Below are 26,868 nucleotides of genomic sequence, written 5' to 3'. Positions count from 1 at the left end.
CCCCCAATGACCGACAAGACAACACTGGCCGCGCGCTACGCCGCGCTGCGCGAGCGCCTGGGCACGCATCACGCGCCCGCCGGCCTGTACGAGAAGAACAAGGCGCTGCCGTTCGCCGGCCGGGTGAGCTGCTCCGTGAGCCGGCTGGAAGCGGGCGAATGGGCCGAGATCATCCTCGACTACGAGGTCGGTGCCTCCGGCGTGGCGGATGGCGCGTGGCTCAAGGCGACCTTCAAGTTCTACTCCGACTGGGCGCTGTTCCAGACCACCGACCCGGGCGGCGCCAACTACATCAGCGCCGAATACCAGGCCGCGCCGCTTGTGCCCGGCCAGAGCCCAGCGAGCGTGCAATCGCTCAACGTGCGCTTCGAGCAGAAGGGGCATGAGCGTCCGTTCCAGAAGGCGATCATCGTCGACGTTGTCGATGGCTACCTCAATGCCGGCGATCACATCCTGATCCGCCTTGGCGACCGGCGCCGCGGTGGGCCCGGCACGCGCGTACAGACCTTTATCGAAGACAGCTTTCGCTTCCGGCTCTATGTGGACCCGCTCGGCACTTCGCGCTTCGTCGCGGTGCCGGGCGATGCGGTGATCGATATCCATGCCGGGCAGCCGGCGCAGGTCCTGCTGCAGGCGCCGCGCTTTGCCCGGCCGGGCACGCCGTTGCCGCTCAGGGCTTCGCTGATGGACAGGTGGGGCAATATCTGCGCCGCGGCGGGCGGCTCGATCCGCCTTGCCGCGTGGCAAGGCAACGAGCTTATCCTCCAGCGCGACTATCCCATGCCCCAGGCGGGCTGGGCATCGGTGGGCATCGACGACCTGCCCGCCAGCACTGGCACGCTGCGCCTGGAAGCCACCTTGACGGATGCGCCCCGCGTCGCCAAGGGCTCGGCTTGGCTATCGGTCTTCGACGCAGCCGGTGCGCCGCGCGCCTTTTACGCCGACTTGCATGTGCATGCGCACGACACGGTCGGCACCAATAGCCCGGCCTACAACGCGGCCTATGCGCGCGACGTGGGCGGCATCGATGTGTTTGGCTACACGGTCAACGATTTCCAGATTACCGATGCCAACTGGCAGCTTGGGCTGGAAGCCGTGGAAACCTTCAACGAGCCCGGCCGCTTTGTCGCATACCCGGTGCAGGAGTGGTGCGGCAGCTCCACGGCCGGGGGGGATCACAACGTCGTGTTCCTTGGCGACGGCGCGCCGGATTTTCCCTACAACGCCCGCGGCGAACACAATCGCACGCTGGTCTGGAACGAGGACATGAAGGGCACCGCGGCCGAGCTGGGGCGCTGGCCGGTCGAGGAACTATGGGACGCCTATGTCGGCGCGCCCGAGCAGCACCTGATCATGCCGCACGTGGGCGGGCGGCGCTACATCCCGGACTGGCATCATCCCGAGCTGGAACGACTGGTGGAAATCGCTTCCAGCTGGGGGCATTTCGACTGGTTGTACCGCGATGTGATGGCGCGCGGCTACCAGCTGGGCGTGGCAGCCAGCGGCGACGAGCACCGCGGCCGCCCCGGCGGCGGCCCGCCCGGCGTGCAGGTGTTCGGCGTGCGCGGCGGCCTGACCGGCGTGCTGGCCGAGCGGCTGGACCGGCAGGCGATTGGCCGTGCCCTGCGCGCGCGCCACACCTGGGCTAGTACCGGCGAGCATACGGCGCTGCTGGTGCGCTGCGGCGATTTCGTGCAGGGCGATGCGTTCTCGCTGCCGGCCTCGCATCGCGGCCCGGCCCGGCTCGACTATCGCTTCCTCGGCCAGACTGGCTGGGAGTACCTGGCGGCCTATGATCACAATGGCTTGATCTGGGAGCGCAACCTGCATCGGGAGGCCGGCTTCTCCGAGCGCCTGATCCGCGTGCGCTGGGGCGGCGCGCGGATCCGCGACCGCTATCGCTGGGCCGCCTGGCAAGGCCGCATCCGCATTCTCAATGGCACGATCCACCGCTTCGGCGGGCACGGCTTCGAGCATCAGGAAGAAGCCTGCTGGCGCGAAGGCGCGACCGACATCGGTTTTCGCAGCGATACCTATGGCGATGCGGACAGCGTGGAAATCGACGTGAGCAACCTCGCTGCCGCGCGCATCGTGATCGAAGGGCACATCGACAGCTTCATCAAGGTGGGAGATCCGCTGCAGCGCAATCCCTTTGCCCATGCGCCGGATTTTCGCTGGGAGGTCAGCGGCGCCGAACTGCTTGCCAATGACGGCCTGCGGCTGGAGCTGGGTGGCACGGAACTGTTTATCGCGCTGGAGCGGCTCACCGACAAGGCATTGCCGGTGGACGTGAGCGGCGTGGTCGACGTCGAGCCGGTGAACGGACCCCATGGCCACCGCCCGGTGTACTTCCATGGCCGGGAACGAGACGACGGCAAGGTGTGGTCGTCGGCTCAGTTCATCACCTTCGCGTGAGGCATGGCGCGCGGCGAGGGCGTGACCGGCGCGCTGGTGCGCCGGTCATCGGGGTCGCGCGCTAGCGGTCAGGAGCCTTTGCTGATGGCGAATGCGTAGGTGCGCTCATCCTGGCGCGGCACCACCTTGTACCCCTTCTTCGCTGCCCATACGTTGATCTGGAAATACAGCGGGATCACGCCGTCATCCTTGATCCCGATCTCGGTCGCGTCCTGCAGCAGCTTCTCGCGCGCGCGATCGTCGATGGTGGTCAGCGCCGTGGCCAGCTTGGCATCCAGCGCAGGGTTGCTGTAGCGGCCGCGATTGGATGCGCCCCAGCCCTTGGCCGGATCGTAGGTGGCCAGCAGCGACTTCAGCGACGAGCCAGCCTCGCCCGTGTCCGCGCCCCAGCCGGCCAGCATGAAGGAGAACTCCAGCTTGTTGGCGCGCGTGAAGAAGGTGGCGGACGGCATGGCTTCGACCCGGGTCTGGATGCCGACGCGCGCCAGCATGGAGGCAATCGCCTGCGCGACTTGTTCGTCGTTGACGTAGCGGTTGTTGGGCGCGTGCAGCGTGAGCGCGAAGCCGTCGGGATAGCCCGCTTCCGCCAGCAGTTTCCTGGCGCCTGCGGCGTCGAAGGTGTCGGGCTTGAGGCCTGGCACATGGCCGAACAAGGTGGAGTTCACGAGCTGCCCGGTGGGCTCGGCGGCGCCTTCCATCACGCGGTCGACGATGGCCTGGCGCGAGATGGCGTGCGAGATGGCGGCGCGCACGCGCGCGTCCTTGAGCGGGTTCCTGGCGAGCGGCTTGCCGGTCTTGTCGGTGACGAAGGGCGTGACGTCGCGGTTGCTGTCCAGGTGCAGGTACATCATGCGGAAGGTCGGCACCTTGAACACGCTCACGCCGGGATCGGCGGAGAGCTTGCGGATATCCGAGGTGGGCACGTTCTCGATGACCTGCACGTCGCCGGCAAGCAGCGCGGCCACGCGCGGCGCGTCGTTGGTGAGGATGCGCAGCGATACAGTGTCCCACTCCGGCTTGTTGCCCCAGTAGCTGTCGTTGCGCGTCAGCTCGATGCGGTCGCCCTTGCGGAAGCTGACGAACTTGTACGGGCCGGTGCCGACCATGGCGCGGCCGCTGTTGAAGTCGTCGCCGCTGGCGTTCTCCGCGACCTTCTTCGACAGCATGTAGATGGTGGAGAGGTCATTGGGCACCAGCGGGTAAGGGCCGTGGGTGGTGATGCGCACGGTCAGCTTGTCGACCGCGGTGATGTCCTTGAAGCCCTTGGTGTAGATGGTGTACGGCGACGGGCTGTTCTTGACCGTGGCGGGGCGGTTCAGCGAGTAGACCACGTCGGCCGAGGTGAACTCGCTGCCGTCGTGGAACTTCACGCCGGGGCGCAGCTTGATTTCCCAGGTGGTGTCATCGACCGGCTTCCACGAGAGCGCCAGCGCGGGCTTGAAGCGCATCGTCTCGTCCTTGGCGATCAGGGCCTCGAACATGTGCTCGGCCACGTTCGCGTTGGGCGTGACGTTGTGATAGTGCGGGTCCAGCGAGGTGATGTCCCCCGACATGCCGATGGTGAGGCTGGCAGCAACCGCGGTTGGGGAGAGCGCGGCGCAGGCGAGGCTCGTGGCAAGTGCTGCGGCGCCAAGGGCGCGGCGGATGATCGTCATCGATGGGTCCCTGGTAGGCAAGATGCGGTGCAGGCATTGTCAGGAGATGCAGACATCCATGTCAAGGCGGGCAGACCCGCAGCGCCGGATGCACCGGGGCGAGGCGGCCGTGCACAGCGGGCGTGCGGTTTTGCGGGGTGTTTGCCCTGCGGCGTGGCACAAACTTCGGACTGTTCAATTGCAATTGTCAACGGTCAAATGCCAACTGTCAGGCCGCAAACCGGCGCAACTGTGCCTGTGCGACCTGACAGCCCGGCTTTATATTGGAAGCCATTCTCTTTGCGCCACGCGCGCCTCCCCGCCCATGCTCAAGATCCTTGGAAAGGCCTCCTCCATCAACGTCCGCAAGGTGCTCTGGTGCTGCGACGAACTCGGCTTGCCGTTCGTGCGCGAGGACTGGGGCTCGGGCTACCGCCCCACCGATACGGCGGAATTCCTCGCGCTGAATCCGAACGCGATGGTGCCGGTGCTCGACGACGAGGGCTTTGTGCTTTGGGAGTCGAACACCATCATCCGCTACCTGGCGTCGCGCTATGGCGATGGCGCCATCTACCCGGCTGCCGCGCAGCAGCGCGCGCGGGTGGACCAATGGATGGACTGGCAGGCGACGGAGCTGAACAACACGTGGCGCTACGCGTTCATGGCGCTGGTCAGGCAATCGCCTTTGCACCGGGACGAGCGGGAGATCGCGGCTTCCATTGCCAGCTGGTCACGGCATATCGGCATCCTCGAGCGTCAACTCGCGGTGTCGGGCGGCTATGTCGCGGGCGAGCGCTTCACACTCGCCGATATTCCGATCGGCTTGTCGGTAAACCGGTGGTACGCCACGCCGTTGCCGCATCCGGACTATCCGGCGGTGGCGGAATACTTCGAGCGGCTTGGCGAGCGGGAAGGGTTTGCGCGCCACGGGTGCAACGGCATTGCCTGAGTGAAGAAACGGGGCGCAATACAACGGGGCGCAATACGCGCCCCGTTTCTTGCCAGTTGCGCAGAGGCTTAGAACGTCGTGCGCACGCCCAGCTTGACGCTGCGCCCTGCCAGCGGCGCGACGTCGCGCAGGATCGAGGTGGCGCTGCGGGCGTCCTGGTTGGTCAGGTTGTCGCCGCGCAGGTAGACCAGCGTCTGGGTGCCTGCCATCTTGAACTTGTACGTGATGGACACGCCAAGCAAGGTGTATGCATCGGTGGGCGTGTCATTGGATGGCACGCGCGTCTGGCGGGCGGCGTAGGTCACGTCCGCGCGCGCCCCCCACGGGCCGGCGCCGTACACCACCGCGCCACCCAGGCGCAACGGGGACAGGCGCGGCAGCGGCTGGCCGGTGTTGCGGTTCTCGCCGCGCACGTAGTCCGCGCGGGCCTCCAGGTCCACCGTGTCGCTGCTGGTCAGCAGCTTCTGCCACACACGTGTCTTGCCTTCGGCCTCGAAGCCGTACAGCGTGGCGGGCACGCCCATGTATTGCATCACGGGCAATGCGCCGGCGCTGCCGGGCGTGACGGAATCGCCCTCCGCGTCGCGCGCGGTGCCCGTGTTGGTGAGCGCCAGGTAGTTCGCGAAGCGGCTGTAATAGCCCGACAGGCCGGCGCTGTGCGGGCCCGACTTGAAGCGCACGCCCAGGTCCAGCGAGGTTGCGCGTTCCTTGTTGGCGTTGGGGTCGCCTTGCTCCCACGAGCCGGTAGCCACGTGGGGGCCATTGGCGTACAGCTCGTAGAAGGTCGGGGCGCGCTCCGTGTAGGCCAGGTTGCTGGTCAGCGACCAGGCCGGCGCCAGCTTGTAGAGCAGGCCGGCCGAGGCGCTGCCGGCGTTGAAGCTGCGGCTGGCGTCGGAGAAGCGGTCGTTGCCGTTGGCCTGCGCCTTCACGCTGGTGTGGTCCATGCGCCCGCCCAGGTTGAGCTTGAGGTCGCCGCTAGCGGTCAGCGGCATTTCCTCGAAGATGAACAGGGCCGCGTTGTCGGTGTCGGTGCTCGGCACGAAGGCTTCCTCGCCAAGCGCCGAGAAGCGGGTCGAGCCGAACTGGGTGCCGATCACACCCATCATGTTGCCGATGCGCGCGTGCTTGGCCTCGAAGCGTGCGTCCCAGCCGTTGTTCTTGAAGATGGTGCCGGTCTGCCCGGAGTCGACCTCCTTGTGTTCGTAGTCGGTGTAGCTGAACTTGCCCTTGACCGATTCGATGAAGCCACCGGTATTGCCGGCCAGGTTGCGCGCCTCGCCTTCGAGCGCGAAGCGTTGCTGGCGCATCTGCAGCCGCACGGTGTCTTCGGCGGGGGTGCCGTATTCGTTGTGGTACTCGCTGTAGTTGGCGCCGACGAAGCCGTCGGCCCAGGTGTAAGCGCCACCCAGCGAGCCGCCCGACTGCTGCGCGTTGCTGTTGGGCAGGCGGCCGTAGGCCTCGTTTTCGCCTTCCGGCAGCGGCTGGCTGTTGCGCAGGCTGGCGCTGCGCGCGTAGCCGGGGATGCGCAGGTCGCTGGTCTTGCGGGCGAAGGCGTCGGCATGGATGGCGATCTGGCCATTGCCGGCCTCGAGCAGGCCGCTGGCGTTGCGCGCGCTGTCGCCGCCGGCGGTGGCGCTGGCGTCCACCGCGCCGCCGATGCCCTGGATCGGCTCCTTCGGGATGCGGTTGTCGATCACGTTGACCACGCCGCCGATGGCGTTGCCGCCGTACATCAGCGCGGCCGGGCCGCGCACCACTTCAATGCGCTCGGCCACCAGCGGATCAACTGGCACGGCGTGGTCGTTGGACAGGGTGGAGGCGTCGACGGTGGTGCCGCCGTTCTGCAGCACCTTGATGCGGTCGCCGTCCAGGCCTCGGATGATCGGGCGGCTGGCGTTCGGGCCGAAGTAGCTTGAGGACACGCCCGGCAGCTTGTCCAGGGTGTCGCCCAGCGTGCTGCCCTGGCGCACGGCAAGGGCATCGCCGCTGAGGGTGGAGACTGGCGCCACCAGGTCGGTGAGCTCGCTGCCCAGCGGGTTAGCTGTGATGAGCGCAAAATGCGCGGCACGGCGGCGGGCAGCAAGGTTCAGGAGCGCGGCGCGATGCGGCAGGCGGCGGGCGGCGGCTTGGCAGCCGCGGCCCGGGTTTCAGGCGAGAGCGTGAACGGCCGGAGGGGCGCGCGAGCGGAAAGGCTGGGGATGTTGCAGGTCGGGCCGGCGCCAGCCCACGCTGAACGGCACCGGCGACTGCAGGTGCGTGAGCGCCGGCATGACCGGCGTGCCGCAATGGCTGGCGGCCACCGTGGCGCCGTCGAACAAGACGCAGAAGTGCCCCGCCAGCTTGAGCGAGAGCGGCAGGCCGGGATCGGCCCGGGCGCTATCGGTGACATGGATCTCGTTGTCGTCGGCGCCGGTAACAGGCAGGGCAGCCTCGCGGTTGCTGGCGGCGGCCTGCAGCGCCGGGCTGAACAGCCCGCCGTGATGAATGCGGTGCGTCAGCCCGGCATGCTGGGCCAGCAGCAGGCACAGCGCCAGCCAGAGCGCCGGCCATAGGCCGAGGCCGCGCTCGCGCCAGCGCTGCAGGCGCTGCCAGGGCCGAACGGCGTCAGTGGCCATGCCCGCCGTGATTGTGGCCGTGATCGTGGCCGTGGTCATCGCAACCGCAGTCGTCGCCATGCTCGTGGCCGTCATCGTCCAGGCCGTCGTCCCAGCTCGGGAACGGGTCGGCGTACTGCGCCCAGGCATCCGGGCCGGCAGCCATTTCCGCGTCGGTCAGCAGGCAGGCGTCCAGCAGCGCTTCGAGCGCGGGGCGGTCAAGGTCCTGGCCGATCAGCACCAGTTCCTGGCGCCGGTCGCCGAAGGGCGCGGGTTTGCCATCCACGGTCATATCGGCTTCGAGCTCGGCGCGGCCTGCTTCGTCGTCCGGCCATTCGGACGAATCCAGCGCGGCCCACCAGGCGCCAGCACCGCCGTGGCGGCACACGCCGCCTGCCTGGCCCCAGGTGCCGGCTGCGTGCATGCGCGTGGCCAGCCAGAAGAAGCCCTTGGAGCGCAGCACATTGCCATGCTCGCGCAGCCATTCGGTGTGGATCAGGTCGGCGAAGCGCTGCGGATGGAAGGGGCGGCGGCGGCGGTAGACGAAGCTGCCGATGCCGTAGGCTTCGCTCTCCGGTACGTGTTCGCCGCGCAGTTCCGCCAGCCAGCCCGGGGCGGCGGCGGCGGCGTCGAAGTCGAAGCGGCCGGTGTCGAGGATGCTGTCCAGCGGTACCTTGCCGAAGCTGGCCGGCACGATGGCCGCGCGCGGGTTGAGCGAATGCAGGATGCCGGCGAGGCGCTCGCGCTCGGCCTCGCTGACGAGGTCGAGCTTGTTGAGCACGATCACGTCGCAGAATTCGACCTGCTCGATCAGCAGGTCGACCACCGTGCGGTCGTCGTCCTCGTCGCGCGCCTGGCCACGGTCCTGGAGGAAGTCGGCTTCGTTGAAGTCTTGCAGGAAGTGCGCGGCATCGACTACCGTCACCATGGTATCCAGGCGGGCAACGGTGTCCAGTGCCACGCCTTGCTCATCCTCGAAGGTGAAGGTCTCCGCGATGGGCAGCGGCTCGGCGACCCCGGTCGACTCGACTAGCAGGTAATCGAAGCGGCCCTCGCGTGCCAGCTTGCCGATCTCGGTCAGCAGGTCCTCGCGCAGCGTGCAGCAGATGCAGCCATTGGTCAGCTCGATCAGGCGCTCGCCAGCCTGCGCCAGCATGCCGTCGCCAAGCAGGCGGGCGTCGATGTTGACGTCGGCCAGGTCGTTGACGATCACTGCCACCCGCTTGCCTTCGCGGTTGGCCAGAACATGATTGAGCAGGGTTGTCTTGCCGGCACCGAGGAATCCGGACAGCACGGTGACGGGCAGGCGATCGGCCATGGCATCGAGTCGCGCCGGGGTTGGGGCGCGTGTTATTGCAACAAAGTTGCGACTGTATCAGAAAGCAAGGGGGAAAGCAGGCAATTCGGGGAGCGCGATGGCCGCACGAATCCCGCCGTTCCTAATGATAGGCCCGTGCCTGTGACACCACAAAGGCGAATGATGAATGGCAGGCGATGCCTGCAGGTGTCGTGCCGCTCAAACAAAACGGCCCGGAGAACCGGGCCGTCTGGCGCGCGGGGCGACAGCCCCGGGCAGTCGCCGAATCAGTCGCCGAACAGCTTCTGGCGCAGTTCGCGGCGTTGCTGGGCTTCCAGCGACAGCGTGGCGGTGGGCCGGGCCAGCAGGCGCGGCACGCCGATCGGCTCGCCGGTTTCCTCGCACCAGCCGTAGTCGCCGGACTCGATGCGGGCCAGCGATTGCTCGACTTTCTTGAGCAGCTTGCGCTCGCGGTCGCGCGTGCGCAGTTCCAGCGCGTGCTCTTCTTCGATGGTGGCGCGGTCGGCGGGATCCGGCACGATGACCGTTTCGCGCAGGTGCTCGGTGGTCTGGTCGGCGTTTTTCAGGATATCGTCGCGCAGCTGCTCAAGGCGATGTTTGAAGAAGCCGAGCTGCGCTTCGTTCATGTAATCCTTGTCGCCCATCTTCAGGATTTCAGCTTCAGTCAGAAGTTTATTGCTGCTCATGGTTGCTGCTGATTCTCTTGTTGGTGCGACCGGCGGCGTCTTGGTCCGCTCGGGTGCAGTGTCCGGCCGCTTGCGCGGCGCGGAGGTTTCGCTCTGGCTGGCTGCAGACTGGCTGCTGTGCGTGCCTCCCTTGGCCTCGCCCGCACCGGCGTGCGCCGTACTGCCGCGGGGAGCAGGCGCAGCCTCCATGGACTGCGCCTTCAGCGTCTCGGCCGCAGCGCTGCTGCTTTTGCTGCGGCTTTGTTTCGTTTTCGTTGCGGCTACCATGGGACACCTCTCTCTCGCGTCGATCGATGACGGCGCGTGACGGGTGCCCCGAGCGGAGGGCGGTCTCCGCATAAAGCACTGCGACCGCACCTGCCGGCAGCCCGCCTCATGCTGACGACGACCGCCGCCCTGCATTGCGGGCACCATCGCCAAATGACCAAATGGCCAAAAGACAAAAGGCTACGTTCCCCGCACTAAATCCAGCCTATTGTACTTGAACAAAAATTTTGGAGATATGGGAGAAAAGCGGGGAGTTTTCCCTGATATCCCAGCCCCCCTCCGACGAGGGGGGGCGGCAGGGCGGGCGGCGCAGCCTGCCGGCTTCAGGCCAGGCAGGTGGCCAGGCCCTTCAGGATGGCGTCCTTGGGCAGGTCCAGGCCAATGAAGACCATCTTGGTGCCGGGGGTTTCTTCGCCCCATTTTGCACCGATATCGCTGCCCATCAGCTGATGCACGCCCTGGAAGACCACTTTCCGGTCCACCGCGTCCATATAGAGTACGCCTTTGTAGCGCAGCAGGTTTTCCCCATAGACCGACAGGATGCCAGACAGGAATTCCTCCAGCTTGGCGTAATTGAAGGGTTTTTCGCTGCGGAAGACGAAGGAGCCGATGCGGTCGGTGTGGTGGTGGTGATGGTGATGGTCGTGCTTGTGATCATGACCGTGATCGTGGTGGTCATGATGGTCATGGCCGCAGTCATCGGCGCAATGGTCGCCATGCGCGTGCTCGTGCGCATGGTCGTGATCGTGCTCTTCGGCCTCGGCACGCAGGAAATCCGGGTCGATTTCCAGCTTTTCGTTCAGATTGAAGCCCCGAAGGTCAAAGATTGTGTCGATCGGCGCCTCGCCGAAATGCGCCGTGCGCACGGGCGCGCGCGGGTTCATGTGCAGCAGGCGGTGGCGCAGGTCGGCGATCTCGCCTTCCGCCACGAGGTCGGCCTTGGTGACGAAGATGGCGTCGGCAAAGCCAACCTGGCGCTGGGCTTCTTCCTGCTTGTCGAGCTGATGGTGGGCGTGCTTGGCATCCACCAGGGTGATCACGGCGTCCAGCAGGTAGCGCTGGGCGATCTCGTCGTCCATGAAGAAGGTCTGGGCCACCGGGCCCGGATTGGCCACGCCCGTGGTTTCGATCACGACGCGGTCGAAATCGATCTCGCCGGCGTCGCGGCGGGTCATCAGTTGCGACAGCGCTGCCACCAGGTCGCCGCGGATGGTGCAGCAGATGCAGCCGTTGCTCATCTGCACGATCTGCTCGCGGCCATCCTGCACCAGGATCTCGTTGTCGATGTTCTCTTCGCCGAACTCGTTTTCGATCACGGCGATCTTCATGCCGTGCTGCTCGCTCAGGATGCGCTTGAGCAGGGTGGTCTTGCCGCTGCCGAGGAAGCCGGTCAGGATCGTGACCGGGATCAGTTTAGACATTGTTTTCTCCGGGAAGGGATGCCGCTTTGGCCTGTCGTGCGCGGGGTAAGTCGGGTTTGGATAACTTGTTCGTTCGTCTAGCGAGCGGGCGGTGACGCCGCTCAGCCATGCTTGCCAGGGGTGCGTGCGCCGCATTCGGCGCAAACGCCGTTCACGGTCAGCTCCACATGCTCCACGGCAAAGCCGCTCGGCACCTTGGGCGCGGCTTGCGCCGGCGCGCTGACGCCGTCCAGGCAGAAAGTGCGGTCACAGCGGTTGCAATGGAAGTGGCTGTGCTGCCGGTGCACCTGTGCGCGCGCGGCCTCATGCTCGACCAGGCTGAAGCGGAAGACCCGGTCGTGGCCGGCCCGCTTCTGGGCCAGCCCTTGCTCGACCAGCCAGTCGAGCACGCGGTACACGGTCACGCGGTCGATCGCTTCGCCATCGGCCGGCATGCGGTCGATCACGGCCTGGTGGGTCAGCGGCTCATGGCTTTCCATCAGGCATGCCAGGATGCCAAGGCGCGGCTGGGTCACACGCGCGCCCAGCTCGCGCAGGCGTTCGTGGGCGGCGTCCAGGATGGCCGGCGCGGGGGGCATGGCGGGTCCAGGCATGGCCTGGGTGGGGGAGGGGCTGCTGCTCATGGGCCGATTTAACCATAGTGCCCCGGGTGATGCAATTCAGTTGCGTCAACTCGGCGCCCTGGCGGCCGTCAGCAGCGTGCGCCCCATCGCGCCCGCGGTTTGCGTCTATCATCGCCAGCAGGCCCCCGAGACCCGAGGAGACACCGCATGCAGAACGACGCCAGCGCCCTGCTGTTCCCCAATTTCGAGCCCTTTCGCCTGCACATCGGCGACGTGGGGATCGCCGGCGTGCGCGGCGGCTCCGGGCCGCCGCTGTTGCTGCTGCATGGCCATCCCCAGAGCCACCTGATCTGGCACAAGGTGGCACCCGCGCTGGCCGACCACTTCACCGTGATCGCCACCGACCTGCGCGGCTATGGGAGCAGCAGCGCGCCGCCGGGCACGGCCGGCTTCGAGACCTACAGCAAGCGCGCGATGGCGCAGGACCAGGTGGCGGTGATGGCGCAGCTGGGTTTCGACCGCTTCGCACTATGCGCCCATGACCGCGGCGCGCGCGTGGCGCACCGGCTGATCGCGGACCATCCCAGCCGGGTCACGCGCGCCATGCTGCTGGACATCGCTCCCACGCTGGCCATGTACGAGCGCACCAGCATGGCATTTGCCGCCGCCTATTGGCACTGGTTCTTCCTGATCCAGCCGGCGCCGTTCCCGGAAACGCTGATCAACGCGGAGCCGGAGTTCTACCTCAACAAGCTGATGGGCCTGCGCCACGCCGGGCTGAGCCCGTTCGCGCCCGAGGCGATGGCCGCCTACACCGCCGCCATGCGCGATCCGGCCCACGTGCACGCCATGTGCGAGGACTACCGCGCGGCAGCCACCATCGACCTGGACCATGACCGGGCGGACCGCACGGATGGCCGCCGGCTGGATTGCCCGCTGCGCGTGCTGTGGGGCGAGCATGGCGTGGTGGCGCGTTGCTTCGAGCCGTTGGCGCTGTGGCAGGAGGTGGCGAGCGACGTCAGCGGCCGCGCGGTGCCCTGCGGGCATTACATCCCGGAGGAGGCGCCCGGGGTGCTGCAGGAGGAAATGCTCGGCTTCTTCTGTTGATCTTTCGTTGGCCTCCCGTGGTTCTCCTGTTGAGCACCGATTCCCGCAGGCTGCGTCGAGTTCGATACATTTAGCGTACCTTTGCGAAGAAATGTCTTAGCGGGTTATTCCGGATATTTGCCACTTTTCGACATTGATAGCATTGCGCTCCGGTCGCGCGGCCCAAGCCGCGGCGGCCGTATGCGCTGTGCCCGCGTCATGGTCGGCGCTGCCGCCCGGATCGGGCCGGCAGCGCAGGAATGGCAGCACCCGACAGGGCGCGCCACTCCGGCCGGGGCAGTGTCGGGACGGGAATAGAAGGGTATCCAGGAGATAGCATGAAACGAGTTGCACAGTTTGTGGCTGCCGCGCTGACGGTCGGCGTAATGGGAGTGCATGCGGGCGCGCAGGCAGAGGAATTCCCTGGCAGCAAGCCGGTATCGGTGGTGGTGCCTTTTGCCGCGGGCGGCCCTACCGACAAGGTCTCGCGCGAGCTGGTCATGATCATGTCCAAGCACCTGGGTACCACGATGGTGATCGAGAACCTGGGCGGCGCCGGCGGCACCATCGGCGCCAAGAAGGTCGCGCAGGCCAAGGGAGACGGCTACACCATCCTGATCCACCATATCGGCATGTCCACCGCGCCGGCGCTGTACCGCAACCTCGGCTTCGATCCGCTCAAGGACTTCGAAACCGTGGGCGAGATCGCCGACGTGCCGATGGTGATGATTGGCAACAAGAACCTGCCGCCCGCCAACTTCAAGGAATTGCTGCCCTATATCAAAGCCAATGCCAGCAAGCTGTCGCTGGCCAACGCGGGCATCGGCTCGGCCTCGCACCTGTGCGGCCTGCTCTTCCTGAGCGCGATCCAGACCGACCTGACCACGGTGCCCTACAAGGGCACGGCGCCGGCGCTGACCGATATCCTGGGCGGCCAGGTCAACCTGATGTGCGACCAGACCACCAATATCGCTGGCCAGCTCAAGGCGGGGGCGCTCAAGCCGTACGCCGCCATGCAGAGCCGCCGCGTGGAAGCCTTCAAGGACATCCCGACGGCCGCCGAGCAAGGCCTGCCGGGCGTCGAAGTGAAGATCTGGCACGCCATGTACGCGCCCAAGGGCACGCCCAAGCCGGTGGTGGACAAGCTCTCGGCAGCGCTGCAAAAGGCGGTCACGGACCCCAACTTCCGCGCCAAGATGGCGGAGCTGGGCGCCGAAGCCGTGCCCGCGCAGCGCGCCACGCCGGAATCGCTGAAGGTCTTCCTGGCCGGGGAAATCGGCAAGTGGAGCCCGGTGATCAAGAAGCGCGCGCGCCCAACGCCGCCTCGTCTATATTGTTCTGGTTGCCTTCGGTGCGGCAACGGATGCGCACGGAGGGCCGCTTGCGGCGGCCCTTGAATTCACCGCAGCCGTCGCCACCTACCTCCCTGACACATTCTCGCGAAGCCATCATGGAACAGTATCACGGCACTACCATCGTCAGCGTCCGGCGCGGCAACCAGGTTGCAGTTGGCGGTGACGGCCAGGTCACACTTGGCAATATTGTGATGAAGGGCACTGCCCGCAAGGTCCGCCGCATCTACAACGGCAAGGTACTGGTTGGCTTCGCCGGCAGCACCGCCGATGCCTTCTCGCTGCTCGACCGCTTCGAGGCCAAGCTGGAGAAGTACCAGGGCAACCTGACCCGCGCCGCCGTCGACCTCGCCAAGGACTGGCGCTCGGACCGCGCGCTGCGCCGGCTCGAGGCCATGCTGATTACCGCCGACCGCGACACCACGCTGGTGATCACCGGCAACGGCGATGTGCTCGACCCCGAAGGCGGCGTGGCCGCGATTGGCTCGGGCGGCGCCTACGCCCAGTCGGCCGCCAAGGCGCTGGTGGAGAACACCGAGCTTTCGCCCAAGGACATCGTCGAGAAGTCGCTGGGCATTGCCGGCGAGCTCTGCATCTACACCAACACCAATTTCGTCATCGAGACGCTGGAATGAGCGTCGGCCGGCTGCGCAATGACCTGACGCACGGCCGCCTGGGCCCGGATGCCTTACCGCTCCGGTCCGTCGTCTTCCTCTGAACGGATACCATGTCGCATACCATGACCCCGTCGGAAATTGTTTCCGAACTCGACAAGCACATCATCGGCCAGAACAAGGCCAAGAAGGCGGTAGCGGTTGCGCTGCGCAATCGCTGGCGCCGCCAGCAGGTGGAAGAGCCCCTGCGCCAGGAAATCACGCCCAAGAACATTCTGATGATCGGGCCGACCGGCGTCGGCAAGACCGAGATCGCGCGTCGCCTGGCCAAGCTGGCCGATGCGCCGTTCATCAAGATCGAGGCCACCAAGTTCACCGAGGTGGGCTATGTCGGCCGCGACGTGGACACCATCGTGCGCGACCTCGCGGAGATGGCGGTCAAGCAGGCGCGCGAATCCGAAATGAAGAAGGTGCGCGCCAAGGCCGAGGAAGCCGCCGAGGACCGCCTGCTCGACGTGCTGCTGCCGCCGCCGCGCGATATCGGCTTCAATCAGCCCGAGGAAAAGGATTCCAACACGCGCCAGGTGTTTCGCAAGAAGCTGCGCGAAGGCCAGCTCGACGACAAGGAGATCGAGCTTGAGGTTGCCGCCGGCTCGCCGAACATGGACATCATGGGTCCCCCGGGCATGGAAGACATGACCGAGCAGATCCGCACCATGTTTGCCGGCCTGGGCCAGGGCAAGAAGGCGCGCCGCAAGATGAAGGTGCACGAAGCCTTCAAGCTGCTGATCGACGAAGAAGCCGCCAAGCTGCTCAATGACGAAGAGGTCAAGCACAAGGCGGTCGGCAACGTCGAGCAGAACGGCATCGTGTTCCTGGACGAGATCGACAAGATCGCCAGCCGCAGCGACGTGGGCGGCGCCGAAGTGTCGCGCCAGGGCGTGCAGCGCGACCTGCTGCCGCTGGTCGAGGGCACCACGGTGAACACCAAGTACGGCATGATCAAGACCGATCACATCCTGTTCATTGCCTCGGGCGCCTTCCACCTGTCCAAGCCGAGCGACCTGATCCCCGAGCTGCAAGGGCGCTTCCCGATCCGCGTCGAGCTGGAATCACTGTCGGTCTCCGACTTCGAAGCCATCCTGACGCAGACCGACGCCAGCCTGACCAAGCAATACCAGGCGCTGTTGAACACCGAGCAGGTGCAGCTGGTGTTCGCGCCGGATGGCATCCGCCGCCTGGCAGAGATCGCTTTCTCGGTCAACGAGAAGGTCGAGAACATCGGCGCGCGCCGCTTGTACACGGTGATGGAGCGGCTGCTGGAGGACCTGTCCTTCCATGCCACCAAGTCATCGGGCGAGACGGTCACCATCGACGCGGCCTATGTGGATGAGCGCCTGGGCGACCTGGCCGGCAACGAGGACCTGTCGCGCTACGTGCTGTAAGCCTTAGCCCGGTTCAGCGGCATCCAGACGATCCAGACGGCAAAGGGCGCACTTCGGTGCGCCCTTTGCCCTTTTGCCGTCTGGCAATGCGCCCGCTCAGTGCGCGTGCGCATGCCCCGCCGGCATCGGCGCGGTCAGCTCCAGCTCTGCCGCCGGCGTCTTCAGCTCGCGCAGGCTCTGGCCATCCGCGGGGATCTGCGTCCATTCGGTGCGGCCGTCCTCGCATTCCTGCACCACCGGGAAATACAGCTTGCCGGCCTGCTCGGGCAGCTTCATCAGCATCACGAACTCATCGAAGTGCGCGTCGGCCAGCGAGCCGGCAAACCAGCGCAGCGTGCGCACATCCTCGCTCACGGTCTTGCCGTGCGAGGCATAAGGCTTGGCCAGCGGCGCGCGTTTCACTTCCAGTTGCCAGCCTGCCTTGGGCTGCGGATGGGCGCCTTGCACGCCTTCCGGGATGGTCACGGTGATGGCGCGGGTGGCGCTGCCGTTGCAGCCATGGCCCACCATCAGCGCGCCTTTGAAGTAGCTGCCTGCCGCCGCGGCCTTTTGCTCGAACACGATGTGCGCGAACGCGGCGGGCGTCCAGCTTGCGCCAAGCGAGGCCAGCGCGATGGTCACTGCGGGCAGCAGGCGGGATGCGGTCATGTGGATTCTCCTGGGAAGCGCGTCAGTCTAGCGCCGCAGGCATCGTGTGTCCCGGAAATCATGTCGGATTTGTCTTACGCGGCTTTCGGAGTGCCACGCCTGATTTTCGGAGGCGCCCATGCGTACTCTGTACATACGGAGTGGGCAAACGCGGATCGCACTTGGCAAAGGCCAAGAGCGAGATCGCCCTCCCACAATATCCGCCACTGAAAAAGGAGCACGACATGATGAAGAAATGGCTGAGCGCAGCAGTGTGTTCGATGATGTTTGCCGGCCCTGCCGCCTTCACGCTGGCGCATGGCGCACCCGCAGGTTCCAAAGCGGACTACGACGCGGCCGTGAAGACCGCCAGCGCCAACTACAAGGCCGCGCGCGCCCAGTGCGACAGCCTCAAGGACAACGCCAAGGACGTGTGCGTGAAGGAAGCCAAGCGCGACGAGGACGTGGCCAAGGCTAACGCCGAAGCGACCCGCGATGGCACGGCCAAGGCGCGCGCCAAGGCGGACAAGGTCAAGGCCGATGCCGACTACAGCGTGGCCAAGGAAAAATGCGAGGACGTAAAGGGCAATGACAAGGCCGTGTGCGTGAAGGAAGCCAAGGTTGCCCACGAGCGGGCCCTGGGTTCGGCCAAGGTCGAGAAGGCTGCCGCCACCGGCACCAGCACCGACGTAGCCGAAGCGCGCGCCGACGCCAAGAAGGACACCGTGGACGCCGCCTACAAGGCAGACAAGCAAAAGTGCGATGCACTGTCCGGCGATGCCAAGGACAAGTGCGTGGCTGACGTGAAGACCAAGTACGCCAAGTAACTGGCCAGCACGCCAAGTCGGCATGTCACCCATCCACGATAGAGGAAGCGACCATGAATTGGGATCAGATCGCAGGCAAATGGGACCAGGCCAAGGGCAAGGTCAAGGAAAAGTGGGGCCAGCTCACCGACGACGACCTTACCCAGATCCAGGGCAAGCGCGACCAGCTTGCCGGCCGGATCCAGGAGCGCTATGGCTACACCAAGGAGCGTGTCGAAGAGGAGTTGAAGGCGTGGGAGCGTGATTCACGCTGGTAAGAGACGCTACCAAGAGACGTTGGTAAGAGACGCGGATAAGACACGCTGGTAAAGAGAAGCGTAAGACAGGTAAGCATTCGTAAGCACGCTGGTGCGTGTTGCGATGCAATGCCAAAGTGGCGGCCGGCACGATCGAAGGATCGTAGCCGGCCGATTTGCACCCGCATTTTCAACCACCAACCTGGCAGGAGAAACGAAATGAAACGCGAGCTACTGTCCTCGTTCGGCGTACTGTGCGGCCTTGCCGCGGCAACTGTCTTTCTCTGCGTGCGCCCGGAGGCCGCGCCCGTACTTCGCCAGGCGAGCGCGCCGGTGGTGGCGAAGCGCGCCGTGTTGGCCAGCACCGCACCGAGGGCCGCGGTGGAACTGGCCGTGCAAGCCGGCGATCTCGGCTCGCGCGCCGACCGCCATGCCAGCGACGCGCTGCGCATTGCCGAGCAAGCCCCTGGGCGGGAAGAAGATCTGGACTGGGACTACGTGCAGCTGCGCCTCTGAGCTAGCGCGATACCGGCCGCTTGCCCAGTTTGCGCTGCAGCGTGCGCCGGTGCATATTGAGCGCGCGCGCGGTGGCCGAGATATTGCCCTCATGCTCGGACAGGACGCGCTGGATGTGTTCCCACTCCAGCCGGGCCACCGATAGCGGCACCGGCTCCTCCATGGCGGCTTCGGCCGCGTCTTCCGATATGCCGGCCATCAGCGCGGTCAGGATCGAATCCACATTGGCCGGCTTGGCCAGATACTCATCGGCACCATGCTTGACCGCGGCCACCGCGGTGGCAATGCTCGCATAGCCCGTCAGCACCAGGATGCGCGCATCGGGCAACGCCGCGCGCAGCGGCGCGACCAGCTGCAGGCCAGATTCGGCTGGCGCGGTGTTGCCGGCTTCCGGCGGCGCGCTCAGGTGCAGGTCCAGCGTGATGTAGGCAAAGGGCGTTTGCGCGGCTAGCGCGAGCGCCTGCTGCCGGTTGTGGGCGATCTGCACGGCATAGCCGCGGCGCGTCAGCGCACGCGCCAGCGCGCCGGCGAACACGGCATCGTCGTCGACGACCAGGAAGGGAGCGGCATCGCTGGCGCCGGGCTGTGCGCCAGCGGCGGCGGGATCGTGGAGGGCGTCGGTCATCGCGGGCTCGTTGTCAGGGGTGAGGCAAACGGTGAGGCGGCCGGTAAGGCTGCCAGGGAGGGCGCGGGCAGGCGCAGCTCGGCCACGGTGCCGCCCTCATGGTGGTCATGCCAGGCCAGCCGGCCGCCCATCTGCAGGGCCGCGCTTTGCGCCAGGTACACGCCGATGCCCTGGCCGCCATGCATGCTGGTCATCGGTGCTTCGCCCAGGCGCGCGCGCTGGGATTTTGGGATGCCCAGGCCGCGGTCGGTGACGCGGAAGATCAGCGTCGGCAGCGCGCGATCGTCCTCCAGCGCGATGGCCAGGCGCAGCGGTATCTGCTCGTGCCCCGCGGCCAGCTGGCTGCGCGCGGCGTTGTCCAGCAGGATTGTCAGGATCTGCCCCACGCGCGCGGCCTCCACCGGCAGGGCCGCGGCGTCGCCAATGGCATTGGCTTCCAGGCGGGCATGGGGGTGGCGCAATTGCCAGCGCTCCACATAGCCGTCCAGCCACGCATCGATGCGCTGCGCCGCCGCGGTCTCGTGGTCGTCGCGCAGGCGGGCCAGGATCGATTTGCACAGCTCGAGCTGTTGTTCCATGGTTTGCAGGTCCGGCAGGTAGGCGGACACTTGCGTGGTGGCCAGGCGCGGGTCCGCCGCATCGGCGCGCAGCTCGCCGGCGATGACCGCCAGCGTGGCCAGCGGCGTGCCGATCTCGTGGGCGACCGCCGCGGCCTGGTCGTTCAGCGCTTCGATGCGCGCGTCGCGCAGCAACTGTTCGCGCGCCAGGTTGAGCTCCGCGTCGCGCTGGCGCAGCACGCCGGACAGGCGCGCCACGAAGACCGCGATCATGGTGGCGCTGGCGACAAAATTGAGCCACATGCCGGCCAGGTGATAGTTGATGGCGTTGTCCGGGTTGTGCAGGTTCAGCGGCACATACTCGATCAGCATCAGGCTGTAGCAGGCCATCGCGTAGGCGGCGAGCGCGATCACGTTGCGCCACGGCAGGATGGCGGCGGCGATCGCCAGGCCCGGCAGGTAGAACGAGACAAAAGGATTGGTCGCGCCGCCGGTGAAGAACAGGTTGGCCGACAGCGCCGTCAGGTCGACCATCAGCTGGCCCATCAGCTCGGCGTCGCTCGGCATGGCGCCGCGGCCGGTGTGCATGCGCAGACGCAGGCCGGTGAGCAGGTTGAACACCGCTTGCAGCGAAAGGATCGCCAGCAGGGGGCTGTACGGCAGGATCACGCCGGCCACGGCCTCGCACGAGACCAGCAGCACCGCTTGCCCGCCCATCAGCGCCCAGCGCAGCCAGAACAGGCGGCGCAGGCTCATCAGGTTGTGGCGGACCGGGATGATGCTCGTGGCAGAGCCGGGGCGGGAGGGGGCCGTGTCTGGCGGCACGGCTGCGATGGTATCCATGCCGCGAGTTTAACAACGACCGGCGCCCGGCCTGCCGCGTGCGACACCGTGCCGCATTGGTTGGTGCCGGGGCCGCTGCCAGACTGAACGGTTCGCTGCCGGACCGCCAACCGGCCGGTTCCTCGATTTGCGCCGCCTGGCTCACGTCGCCAGGGGTGTCATGGTCTAATGTTCTCTTTGTGCAGTCCTTTGAATCTCAGTGGAGATAGTCCAGATGCAAGCCAGATTCCTCGCCGCGGTGCCCACCGCCCTGCTCGCCGCGCTGTGCTCGACCGCGGCTTTCGCCCAGGTCGATGTCAGCAACGCCTGGGCGCGCGGCACCGTGCCGGCGCAGACCGCCACCGGCGTCTTCATGACCCTGCACGCGCACGAGCCCGCCAAGCTGATCGGCGTCAGTACGCCGGCGGCCGCCACGGCCGAAGTGCATGAGATGAAGATGGATGGCAACGTGATGCGCATGCGCGCGATTGGCGCGCTCGACCTGCCCCGCATGCAGGACGTCGAGCTCAAGCCGGGCGGCTATCACGTGATGCTGATGGGCCTCAAGGCGCCGCTGAAGAAGGGTGACACCGTGCCGCTGACGCTCAAGATCGAGCAGGGCGGCAAGGTGACCGAGCAGAAGGTGGACGCCGAAGTGCGCGACCTCACCGCAACGGCGCCGGCCGCCGGCGCGCACGGTGACCACAAGCACTGAAGCACTGAAGCCGTACAGGCAGCCAGCCGGGCTGCCTAGCTGCGCAGGCTGATCGCGTCGTCCGGCTCGTCGCCTGCGGCCACCGCGATCACGCGGTCGCGCAGCCAGCTATGGCCGGGATCGGCGTCGGTACGGTCGTGCCAGATCAGGCTGAAGCCAAAGCCCGGCAGGGGGAAGGGCGGATCGAACACTGCGAAGCGCGGGTCCTCCTCGAACGCGGCCAGGCTGCGGCGCGCCGTGGTCAGGACCAGGTTGGTGCCGGCAATCAGCGCTGGCGCCACGCTCCAGTGGGGCAGCACGCAGGCAATCTTGCGCCGCCCGCCCACCTTGGCCACGGCGGCGTCGATGGCATCCACGCGCTCGCTGTGGGCCGCCACCAGCACATGCGAGCGGGCCAGGTACGCCACCTGGTCGAGCTTGCCCAGGCCGCGCACCGTGGCCGCATCCACCATGCAGGCATAGGTTTCCTCGAACAGCTCCGTGCAGTGCACGCCTTCCGGGGGCTGCCCGAACACGCCTAGCGCCAGGTCGATCTCGCCGTCCGCGACCTTGGCTGTCATGGCTTCGCGGCTGGCCTGGCTGACCACCAGGTCGATGCCCGGGGCGATCTTGCGCACCGCGCGCAGCAGGCCGGGCAGCAGCGCCATGGCGCCGTAGTCGGACATGGCCAGGCGGAAGCTGCGGCGCGCCGTGGCGGGCTGAAAGCCGGACGGCCCCAGCAGGATGCGCACCTGCGCCAGTGCCTCGGCCAACGGGCCCGCCAGTTCATGGGCGCGCGCGCTCGGCACCAGGCCGCCCTGGCCGCGCACCAGCAAAGGGTCGTCCAGCAACTGGCGCAGGCGGCCCAGCGCGTGGCTCACCGCAGGCTGGCTGAGGTGCAGGCGCAGCGCCGCGCGCGAAATATGTCGTTCGGCCAGCAGGGCTTCCAGCACCACCAGCAGGTTCAGGTCGATACCGCGGAGATCATTCATGCGGCGCATATTAACGCTACGAAACGAGAATTGGTAATTCGCGGCGCAATATTTCACACTGAGGCATCCAACTTTTGGCGAAGGAGATGCCTCAATGCCTGGTCTCAATCACTTTTCGCCGGCGCTTGCCGGCCTCGTTCCTGTCCTGGTGACCATCGTTTCGGGGGCACTGATTCCCTTCCAGGGCGGCGCCAACGCCATGCTCGGGCGCAGCCTGGGCCATCCGCTGTGGGCCACCTTGGTGTCGCTGCTGGTCAGCCTGGCGGTGGTGCTGCCGCTGCTGTGGCTGCTGAAGGTCCCGCTGCCCTCGCTGGCGGCGGGCGGGCCGGCCTGGATCTGGGCCGGCGGCGTGGCGGGCGTGTTCTACATTACCGTGGCGCTGGTGCTGTCCCCGCGCCTGGGCGCCGGCGGCTTTATGGCGGCGGTGGTGGCGGGGCAGATGGTGGGCGCGCTGCTGCTGGACCAGTTCGGCCTCGCGGGCTTCGCGGCGCGCGCCGTGACGCCGGGGCGCCTGGCCGGCGCTGCGCTGGTGGTGCTGGGGGTGGTGGTGATGCAGTTCGCCGCGGCGGGCGCGGGCAGCGCAACGCCAGCGCAGGCGGCGAACTGATCAGCCTTTGGCTTGCGCCTGGCCGCCAGCCTCACGTCGGCGCGCCAGGCAGGCTGGGCAAAGGCAGTGCTGGCCCGGCACGATCTGGCGGGCGGGCAGCAGCGGCTGGGTGGCGCACCAGCAGTGGGGCAGGCCGGCGGCATAGCCGCAGACAAAGCCGGCGCCGCAGGCGCTGCAATGCTCGATGGGGCGCAACTGCCCCGTCAGCACCGTGGCCGGATCGCTCACGGCTTGTCCCTGGGCAGCTCGTCTTCCTGGCCCAGCCGGGACATGGCGGTCCGCATCAGCCGCATCTGGCCCGAAAAATTGGTGCACGCGTCGCAAATGGCCATGTGCCCGCGCATGCGCACACGCTCGAACCAGCTCAGCGGCCGGTCCATGCTTTCCATGGTCAGGTGGTGGATCTCGCGGCAGTTTGGCAGCAGCCGGCGGCGGGATGGCGTATCAGGCATGGCTTCCTTCGGTCGGAGAGGCGGTTTCGGGCCGGGGCAGCTTGCCTGGCTGCCCCGGCCTGCTGACAAGGCCAGGCGAGCGTCGGGCGCTCACGCCTTGTGCCCAAACCAGTTCAGTTCCAGGCACTCGCGCAGGCGCATGCGGGCTCGGTACAGCATGACCCAGGCATTAGTCGTCGTGATCTCGAGTTCCTGACAGATTTCTTCGGTTTCCAGCTCCAGCCATTCCCGCATCATGAAAATCCGGCCGATCTTGGCGGGCAGCTTGTCCACGCACAGCTGGAGGATCTCGAAGAACTCGCGGCGCTCCAGCGTGCGGTCCGGGTTGCCCCAGTCGGTGGGCGGCGTATGGTAGTGGCCGTTCTTGGCGAACAGGGCGTCGAAGGCGTCGATATCCGACTGCGCCTCGCCGTCCTCGTCGCCGCCGCCTAGCGTCAGGCGTACTTCGCGCCGGCCGCTGCGCAGCGCATCGATGATCTTGTGCTTGAGGATGCCGATGAGGTAGGTCTTCAGCGCGGACTGGCCGCTGAAGCGCTCCGGGTGTTCCAGCGCGGCCACCAGGGTGTCGGAGACGGTATCCTCGGCCAGTGCCTGGTCGCGCAGTTGCAGGCGGGCAAAGCGCAGCAAATGGGGGCGCAGGGCGCTAAGATCGTCGGGGTGCAGGCTCATTGTGTTGCCGCTATTCGGTGGCGATGCGACTGTTGGACTACTGTCGGACAACTGTTGCGTGGATAGAACGCCATGGTGCGCCGCAGTACGCATGCACCGGTTTTGACCCCCCGCTGCACCACCGTCTGCACGCGTGCGCCGCGGTTTCTTGTAAAATCGGCGCCTGCCGCGGCCGGAGGTGGCCTATTCGGGGTAAAAAGCCCCATAACCATTGGCTCACCGCCGGTCAGAATTGCCATGATACCTGTTGAATCTCACGGATGTCCCTTGCCATGAACGCCGACACCCCTGGGCCTGCCGCTACCGCGGTGGCCGCAATTGCCCCAGCCCTCAAGGCCGAAATCCTTGCCGAGGCGCTGCCCTATATCCGCAAGTTCCACGGCAAGACCATTGTGGTCAAGTACGGCGGAAACGCGATGACCGAGGAAAAGCTCAAGCACGGCTTCGCGCGCGACGTGATCCTGCTCAAGCTGGTCGGCATGAACCCGGTCGTGGTTCACGGCGGTGGCCCGCAGATCGACGAAGCCCTGAAGAAGGTCGGCAAGGTCGGCACGTTCATCCAGGGCATGCGCGTCACCGATGAAGAGACCATGGAAGTGGTCGAATGGGTGCTTGGCGGCGAAGTGCAGCAGGACATCGTCATGCTGATCAACCAATATGGCGGCCAGGCCGTGGGCCTGACCGGCAAGGACGGCGGCCTGATCCGCGCCAAGCGCCTCAAGATGCCGGACCGCGAAAGCCCCGGCGCCTTCATCGACATCGGCTTCGTGGGCGATATCGAGGCGATCAACCCGGCGGTGGTCAAGGCCCTGCAGGACGACGCCTTCATCCCGGTGATCTCGCCGATCGGCTTTTCCGACGACGGCCAGGCCTACAACATCAACGCCGATGTGGTGGCGGGCAAGATGGCCGAGATCCTCAAGGCCGAGAAGCTGGTCATGATGACCAACATCCCGGGCGTGATGGACAAGGCCGGCAACCTGCTGACCGACCTGTCGGCGCGCGAGATCGAGGAACTGTTCGCGGACGGCACCATCTCCGGCGGCATGCTGCCCAAGATCTCGTCAGCGCTGGACGCGGCCAAGAGCGGCGTGAATTCGGTACACATCATCGACGGCCGCATCGAACACTCGCTGCTGCTTGAAATCCTGACCGAACAAGCGTTCGGTACCATGATCCGTTCGCACTAGAACGCATCTACGGCAGCGCGCGCCGCGCGCTGCCGCTCCACTTCTTTTTCTTCCCCCGTGCCCTCTATTTCCCCGCCCTTGCGCCGCAGCCTGCGCGGTGCGCGCCGACGCCGCCCCGCGGGCGACAATTCCGGCCGCACGGTCTGGCTGTTCGACCTCGACAACACGCTGCACGACGCGTCGCATGCGATCTTTCCCGCCATCAACCAGTTGATGACGGCGTATGTCGCGCGCGTGCTGGGCAGTGACGAGGCCACCGCCAGCGAGGTCCGGGTGAAGTACTGGCAGCGCTATGGCGCGACGCTGCTGGGCATGATCCGCCACCACAACGTGGACCCGGCCGACTTCCTGCGCGCCGCGCATGATTTCCCCGAGCTGGCGGAGATGGTGCGGGTGCAGCGCGGCCTGGTCGGCCACCTGCGCCGCCTGCCCGGGCGCAAGATCCTGGTGACCAACGCGCCGGAGCAATACGCGCGCGCGGTCATGAAGGTGGCTGGCATCCAACCGTGTTTCGAGCGGGTGGTCGCCATCGAGGACATGTGGGTGCACGGCCATCTGCGGCCCAAGCCGGACCGGCGCATGCTGCGCCGGTTGCTGGTACAGCAGCGGGTGGCGCCGCACCGCGCGGTGCTGGTGGAAGACACGTTGTCTCACCTCAAGCGCTACGCGGGCACGGGCATTCGCACGGCCTGGGTGACGGGCTACCTGCGCACGCTGGCGCCATCGCGTCCGCACGACGTGCCAATGCCCGCGGGCGCCGCCGTGGCGGGCGCCAGCGGCGACGCCGTGCTGCGCAGCACGCTGGACGCGGAGGACCGGCAGCACGCCGGCCACGCCGCGCAGGAACACTCGGTGACGCTGGTGGCGGCCGAAACGCAGGATCCACCCGCACTGGCGTCGGGCACGACAGCGCCGCAGGCGCTGCCGGCATCGGCGCCGCGTGTGCGGGCGCGGATCGTAAATCGCCCCGGCTATGTGGACGTAAAAGTACAATCCATGCATCAACTCCAACGACGAATGCGGAGAATCGGGTCATGATGCACAGTAACGGGCACCCATCGGGTGCGGCTCCGGCCGCTGCCGGGCAGGGCGCAGGCGCGGACGGGGCGCCGGCACGCAAACGCCCGCGTCCAGGCGAGCGGCGGGTGCAGATCCTGCAGACGCTGGCCGGGATGCTGGAAGTGCCGCGCGGGGAAAAGGTCACGACCGCGGCGCTGGCTGCCAAGCTCAGCGTATCGGAGGCGGCGCTGTACCGCCATTTCGCCAGCAAGGCGCAGATGTTCGAAGGCCTGATCGGCTTTATCGAGCAGACCGTCTTCGGACTGATCAACCAGATCACCACCCAGGAAGAGCATGGCTTGCGCCAGGCGCACGCCGTGGTGCGCATGCTGCTGTCCTTTGCCGAGAAAAATCCCGGCATGACGCGCGTGCTGACCGGCGAAGCGCTGGTGGGCGAGCATGATCGCCTGCAGGAGCGCATCAACCAGGTAGTGGACCGGATCGAGGCCTCGCTGCGGCAGTGCCTGAAGATCGCCATCAGCCAGGGTGCGTTTCCGCCCGACGCCGATGTGCCGGTGCGCGCCGCGCTGATCGTGGCGACCGTGCAGGGGCAGTGGCATCGCTATGCCAAGAGCGGCTTTCGCAAACTGCCCAGCGAGAACGCGGACGCGCAGCTGCGCGTGTTGCTCGGCTAGGCTGCGCCGGCGGTCA

At 66.9% G+C, this 26,868-nt stretch carries 28 protein-coding genes; 14 read left to right on the top strand and 14 right to left on the bottom strand.

Features of this window, described 5'->3' with window-relative positions; translation table 11 throughout:
- Positions 1-6 precede the first annotated feature (6 nt).
- Positions 7-2,415 (top strand): hypothetical protein, encoded by a 2,409-nt coding sequence (locus AB4061_RS35895; protein WP_441640882.1) that lies wholly within the window; start codon positions 7-9, stop codon positions 2,413-2,415.
- A gap of 68 nt (positions 2,416-2,483) precedes the next feature.
- On the opposite strand, the gene AB4061_RS35890 is transcribed toward AB4061_RS35895, so the two are convergent.
- Positions 2,484-4,070, bottom strand: a complete 1,587-nt coding sequence (locus AB4061_RS35890; protein WP_441640881.1) for an ABC transporter substrate-binding protein — start codon at positions 4,068-4,070, stop codon at positions 2,484-2,486.
- 304 nt (positions 4,071-4,374) lie between these two features.
- Between AB4061_RS35890 and AB4061_RS35885 the strand changes: the two genes are divergently transcribed.
- Positions 4,375-4,998 carry a glutathione S-transferase family protein gene (locus AB4061_RS35885; protein WP_441640880.1) on the top strand — a complete coding sequence of 208 codons (624 nt, stop codon included), beginning with the start codon at positions 4,375-4,377 and terminating at the stop codon, positions 4,996-4,998.
- A 68-nt stretch (positions 4,999-5,066) separates the two neighbouring features.
- Here AB4061_RS35885 and AB4061_RS35880 read toward each other — a convergent pair whose 3' ends face one another.
- The 6 genes from AB4061_RS35880 to AB4061_RS35855 all read right to left on the bottom strand — a co-directional run bounded on the left by AB4061_RS35880 (position 5,067) and on the right by AB4061_RS35855 (position 11,907).
- Complete coding sequence (locus AB4061_RS35880) at positions 5,067-7,088, bottom strand: TonB-dependent receptor (protein WP_441640896.1); 2,022 nt, start codon at positions 7,086-7,088, stop codon at positions 5,067-5,069.
- Between the two features lie 57 nt (positions 7,089-7,145).
- Positions 7,146-7,613, bottom strand: a complete 468-nt coding sequence (locus AB4061_RS35875; protein ID WP_441640879.1) for a hypothetical protein — start codon at positions 7,611-7,613, stop codon at positions 7,146-7,148.
- Positions 7,603-8,910 carry a zinc metallochaperone GTPase ZigA gene (gene zigA / locus AB4061_RS35870; protein WP_441640878.1) on the bottom strand — a complete coding sequence of 436 codons (1,308 nt, stop codon included), beginning with the start codon at positions 8,908-8,910 and terminating at the stop codon, positions 7,603-7,605. The genes AB4061_RS35875 and zigA overlap by 11 nt, the downstream gene beginning before the upstream one ends.
- 266 nt (positions 8,911-9,176) lie before the next feature.
- Positions 9,177-9,863 (bottom strand): RNA polymerase-binding protein DksA, encoded by a 687-nt coding sequence (gene dksA, locus AB4061_RS35865; protein WP_441640895.1) that lies wholly within the window; start codon positions 9,861-9,863, stop codon positions 9,177-9,179.
- A gap of 323 nt (positions 9,864-10,186) precedes the next feature.
- The gene (locus AB4061_RS35860; RefSeq protein ID WP_441640877.1) at positions 10,187-11,284 is read right to left on the bottom strand and encodes a CobW family GTP-binding protein; all 1,098 of its coding nucleotides are present in this window, start codon (positions 11,282-11,284) and stop codon (positions 10,187-10,189) included.
- Positions 11,285-11,385: 101 nt separating this feature from the next.
- Positions 11,386-11,907, bottom strand: a complete 522-nt coding sequence (locus AB4061_RS35855; RefSeq protein WP_441640876.1) for a Fur family transcriptional regulator — start codon at positions 11,905-11,907, stop codon at positions 11,386-11,388.
- Between the two features lie 147 nt (positions 11,908-12,054).
- Here AB4061_RS35855 and AB4061_RS35850 point away from each other — a divergent pair, with 147 nt between their 5' ends.
- The 4 genes from AB4061_RS35850 (at position 12,055) to hslU (ending at position 16,344) form a co-directional block, all read left to right on the top strand.
- Positions 12,055-12,954 (top strand): alpha/beta fold hydrolase, encoded by a 900-nt coding sequence (locus AB4061_RS35850; protein ID WP_441640875.1) that lies wholly within the window; start codon positions 12,055-12,057, stop codon positions 12,952-12,954.
- A gap of 317 nt (positions 12,955-13,271) precedes the next feature.
- Positions 13,272-14,330 (top strand): tripartite tricarboxylate transporter substrate-binding protein, encoded by a 1,059-nt coding sequence (locus AB4061_RS35845; RefSeq protein ID WP_441640874.1) that lies wholly within the window; start codon positions 13,272-13,274, stop codon positions 14,328-14,330.
- Between the two features lie 53 nt (positions 14,331-14,383).
- On the top strand, positions 14,384-14,920 hold the full coding sequence (gene hslV / locus AB4061_RS35840; protein WP_006162714.1) for an ATP-dependent protease subunit HslV: 537 nt from the start codon (positions 14,384-14,386) through the stop codon (positions 14,918-14,920).
- 92 nt (positions 14,921-15,012) lie between these two features.
- Positions 15,013-16,344 (top strand): ATP-dependent protease ATPase subunit HslU, encoded by a 1,332-nt coding sequence (gene hslU / locus AB4061_RS35835; protein WP_441640873.1) that lies wholly within the window; start codon positions 15,013-15,015, stop codon positions 16,342-16,344.
- 96 nt (positions 16,345-16,440) lie between these two features.
- Here the strand turns inward: hslU and AB4061_RS35830 are convergent, their stop codons facing one another.
- Complete coding sequence (locus tag AB4061_RS35830) at positions 16,441-16,992, bottom strand: YcnI family copper-binding membrane protein (protein ID WP_441640872.1); 552 nt, start codon at positions 16,990-16,992, stop codon at positions 16,441-16,443.
- 224 nt (positions 16,993-17,216) lie between these two features.
- Here AB4061_RS35830 and AB4061_RS35825 point away from each other — a divergent pair, with 224 nt between their 5' ends.
- From AB4061_RS35825 to AB4061_RS35815, 3 genes are all read left to right on the top strand, one after another.
- Positions 17,217-17,798 carry a hypothetical protein gene (locus AB4061_RS35825; RefSeq protein WP_441640871.1) on the top strand — a complete coding sequence of 194 codons (582 nt, stop codon included), beginning with the start codon at positions 17,217-17,219 and terminating at the stop codon, positions 17,796-17,798.
- Positions 17,799-17,851: 53 nt separating this feature from the next.
- On the top strand, positions 17,852-18,055 hold the full coding sequence (locus tag AB4061_RS35820) for a CsbD family protein (protein WP_183032171.1): 204 nt from the start codon (positions 17,852-17,854) through the stop codon (positions 18,053-18,055).
- A 198-nt stretch (positions 18,056-18,253) separates the two neighbouring features.
- Positions 18,254-18,550: a hypothetical protein gene (locus tag AB4061_RS35815; protein ID WP_441640870.1), complete on the top strand. Its 297-nt coding sequence runs from the start codon at positions 18,254-18,256 to the stop codon at positions 18,548-18,550.
- A 1-nt stretch (position 18,551) separates the two neighbouring features.
- On the opposite strand, the gene AB4061_RS35810 is transcribed toward AB4061_RS35815, so the two are convergent.
- Both AB4061_RS35810 and AB4061_RS35805 read right to left on the bottom strand, forming a co-directional pair.
- Positions 18,552-19,175 (bottom strand): response regulator transcription factor, encoded by a 624-nt coding sequence (locus AB4061_RS35810; protein ID WP_441640869.1) that lies wholly within the window; start codon positions 19,173-19,175, stop codon positions 18,552-18,554.
- On the bottom strand, positions 19,172-20,575 hold the full coding sequence (locus AB4061_RS35805; RefSeq protein ID WP_441640868.1) for an ATP-binding protein: 1,404 nt from the start codon (positions 20,573-20,575) through the stop codon (positions 19,172-19,174). Before AB4061_RS35805 ends, AB4061_RS35810 begins: the two co-directional genes overlap by 4 nt.
- 214 nt (positions 20,576-20,789) lie before the next feature.
- Between AB4061_RS35805 and AB4061_RS35800 the strand changes: the two genes are divergently transcribed.
- Positions 20,790-21,269, top strand: a complete 480-nt coding sequence (locus AB4061_RS35800) for a copper chaperone PCu(A)C (RefSeq protein ID WP_441640867.1) — start codon at positions 20,790-20,792, stop codon at positions 21,267-21,269.
- A 35-nt stretch (positions 21,270-21,304) separates the two neighbouring features.
- On the opposite strand, the gene AB4061_RS35795 is transcribed toward AB4061_RS35800, so the two are convergent.
- The gene (locus AB4061_RS35795) at positions 21,305-22,240 is read right to left on the bottom strand and encodes a LysR family transcriptional regulator (protein ID WP_174426049.1); all 936 of its coding nucleotides are present in this window, start codon (positions 22,238-22,240) and stop codon (positions 21,305-21,307) included.
- Positions 22,241-22,334: 94 nt separating this feature from the next.
- Here AB4061_RS35795 and AB4061_RS35790 point away from each other — a divergent pair, with 94 nt between their 5' ends.
- Positions 22,335-22,847 carry a DMT family transporter gene (locus tag AB4061_RS35790; RefSeq protein ID WP_441640866.1) on the top strand — a complete coding sequence of 171 codons (513 nt, stop codon included), beginning with the start codon at positions 22,335-22,337 and terminating at the stop codon, positions 22,845-22,847.
- Here AB4061_RS35790 and AB4061_RS35785 read toward each other — a convergent pair whose 3' ends face one another.
- The 3 genes from AB4061_RS35785 to AB4061_RS35775 all read right to left on the bottom strand — a co-directional run bounded on the left by AB4061_RS35785 (position 22,848) and on the right by AB4061_RS35775 (position 23,968).
- Positions 22,848-23,075, bottom strand: a complete 228-nt coding sequence (locus tag AB4061_RS35785; RefSeq protein ID WP_441640865.1) for a cysteine-rich CWC family protein — start codon at positions 23,073-23,075, stop codon at positions 22,848-22,850.
- Complete coding sequence (locus AB4061_RS35780; protein ID WP_441640864.1) at positions 23,072-23,299, bottom strand: zf-HC2 domain-containing protein; 228 nt, start codon at positions 23,297-23,299, stop codon at positions 23,072-23,074. Before AB4061_RS35780 ends, AB4061_RS35785 begins: the two co-directional genes overlap by 4 nt.
- 90 nt (positions 23,300-23,389) lie before the next feature.
- A complete protein-coding gene (locus AB4061_RS35775; RefSeq protein ID WP_441640863.1) occupies positions 23,390-23,968 on the bottom strand; it encodes a sigma-70 family RNA polymerase sigma factor in 579 nt (192 codons plus the stop codon).
- 260 nt (positions 23,969-24,228) lie between these two features.
- On the opposite strand from AB4061_RS35775, the gene argB reads away from it, so the two are divergent.
- Genes argB through slmA form a run of 3 tightly spaced genes read left to right on the top strand, consistent with a single transcriptional unit; the run spans position 24,229 to position 26,852 of the window.
- The gene (gene argB / locus AB4061_RS35770; RefSeq protein WP_006162725.1) at positions 24,229-25,158 is read left to right on the top strand and encodes an acetylglutamate kinase; all 930 of its coding nucleotides are present in this window, start codon (positions 24,229-24,231) and stop codon (positions 25,156-25,158) included.
- Between the two features lie 57 nt (positions 25,159-25,215).
- Positions 25,216-26,196 carry an HAD-IA family hydrolase gene (locus AB4061_RS35765; RefSeq protein WP_441640862.1) on the top strand — a complete coding sequence of 327 codons (981 nt, stop codon included), beginning with the start codon at positions 25,216-25,218 and terminating at the stop codon, positions 26,194-26,196.
- A complete protein-coding gene (gene slmA, locus AB4061_RS35760; RefSeq protein ID WP_043343042.1) occupies positions 26,193-26,852 on the top strand; it encodes a nucleoid occlusion factor SlmA in 660 nt (219 codons plus the stop codon). Before AB4061_RS35765 ends, slmA begins: the two co-directional genes overlap by 4 nt.
- Positions 26,853-26,868: the final 16 nt, after the last annotated feature.

The sequence above is a fragment of the Cupriavidus sp. YAF13 genome, from assembly GCF_052113425.1.
Taxonomy (GTDB): Bacteria; Pseudomonadota; Gammaproteobacteria; order Burkholderiales; family Burkholderiaceae; genus Cupriavidus.
Note: the sequence above shows the minus strand (reverse complement) of the source record. Positions and strands in the feature narration are given on the sequence as shown.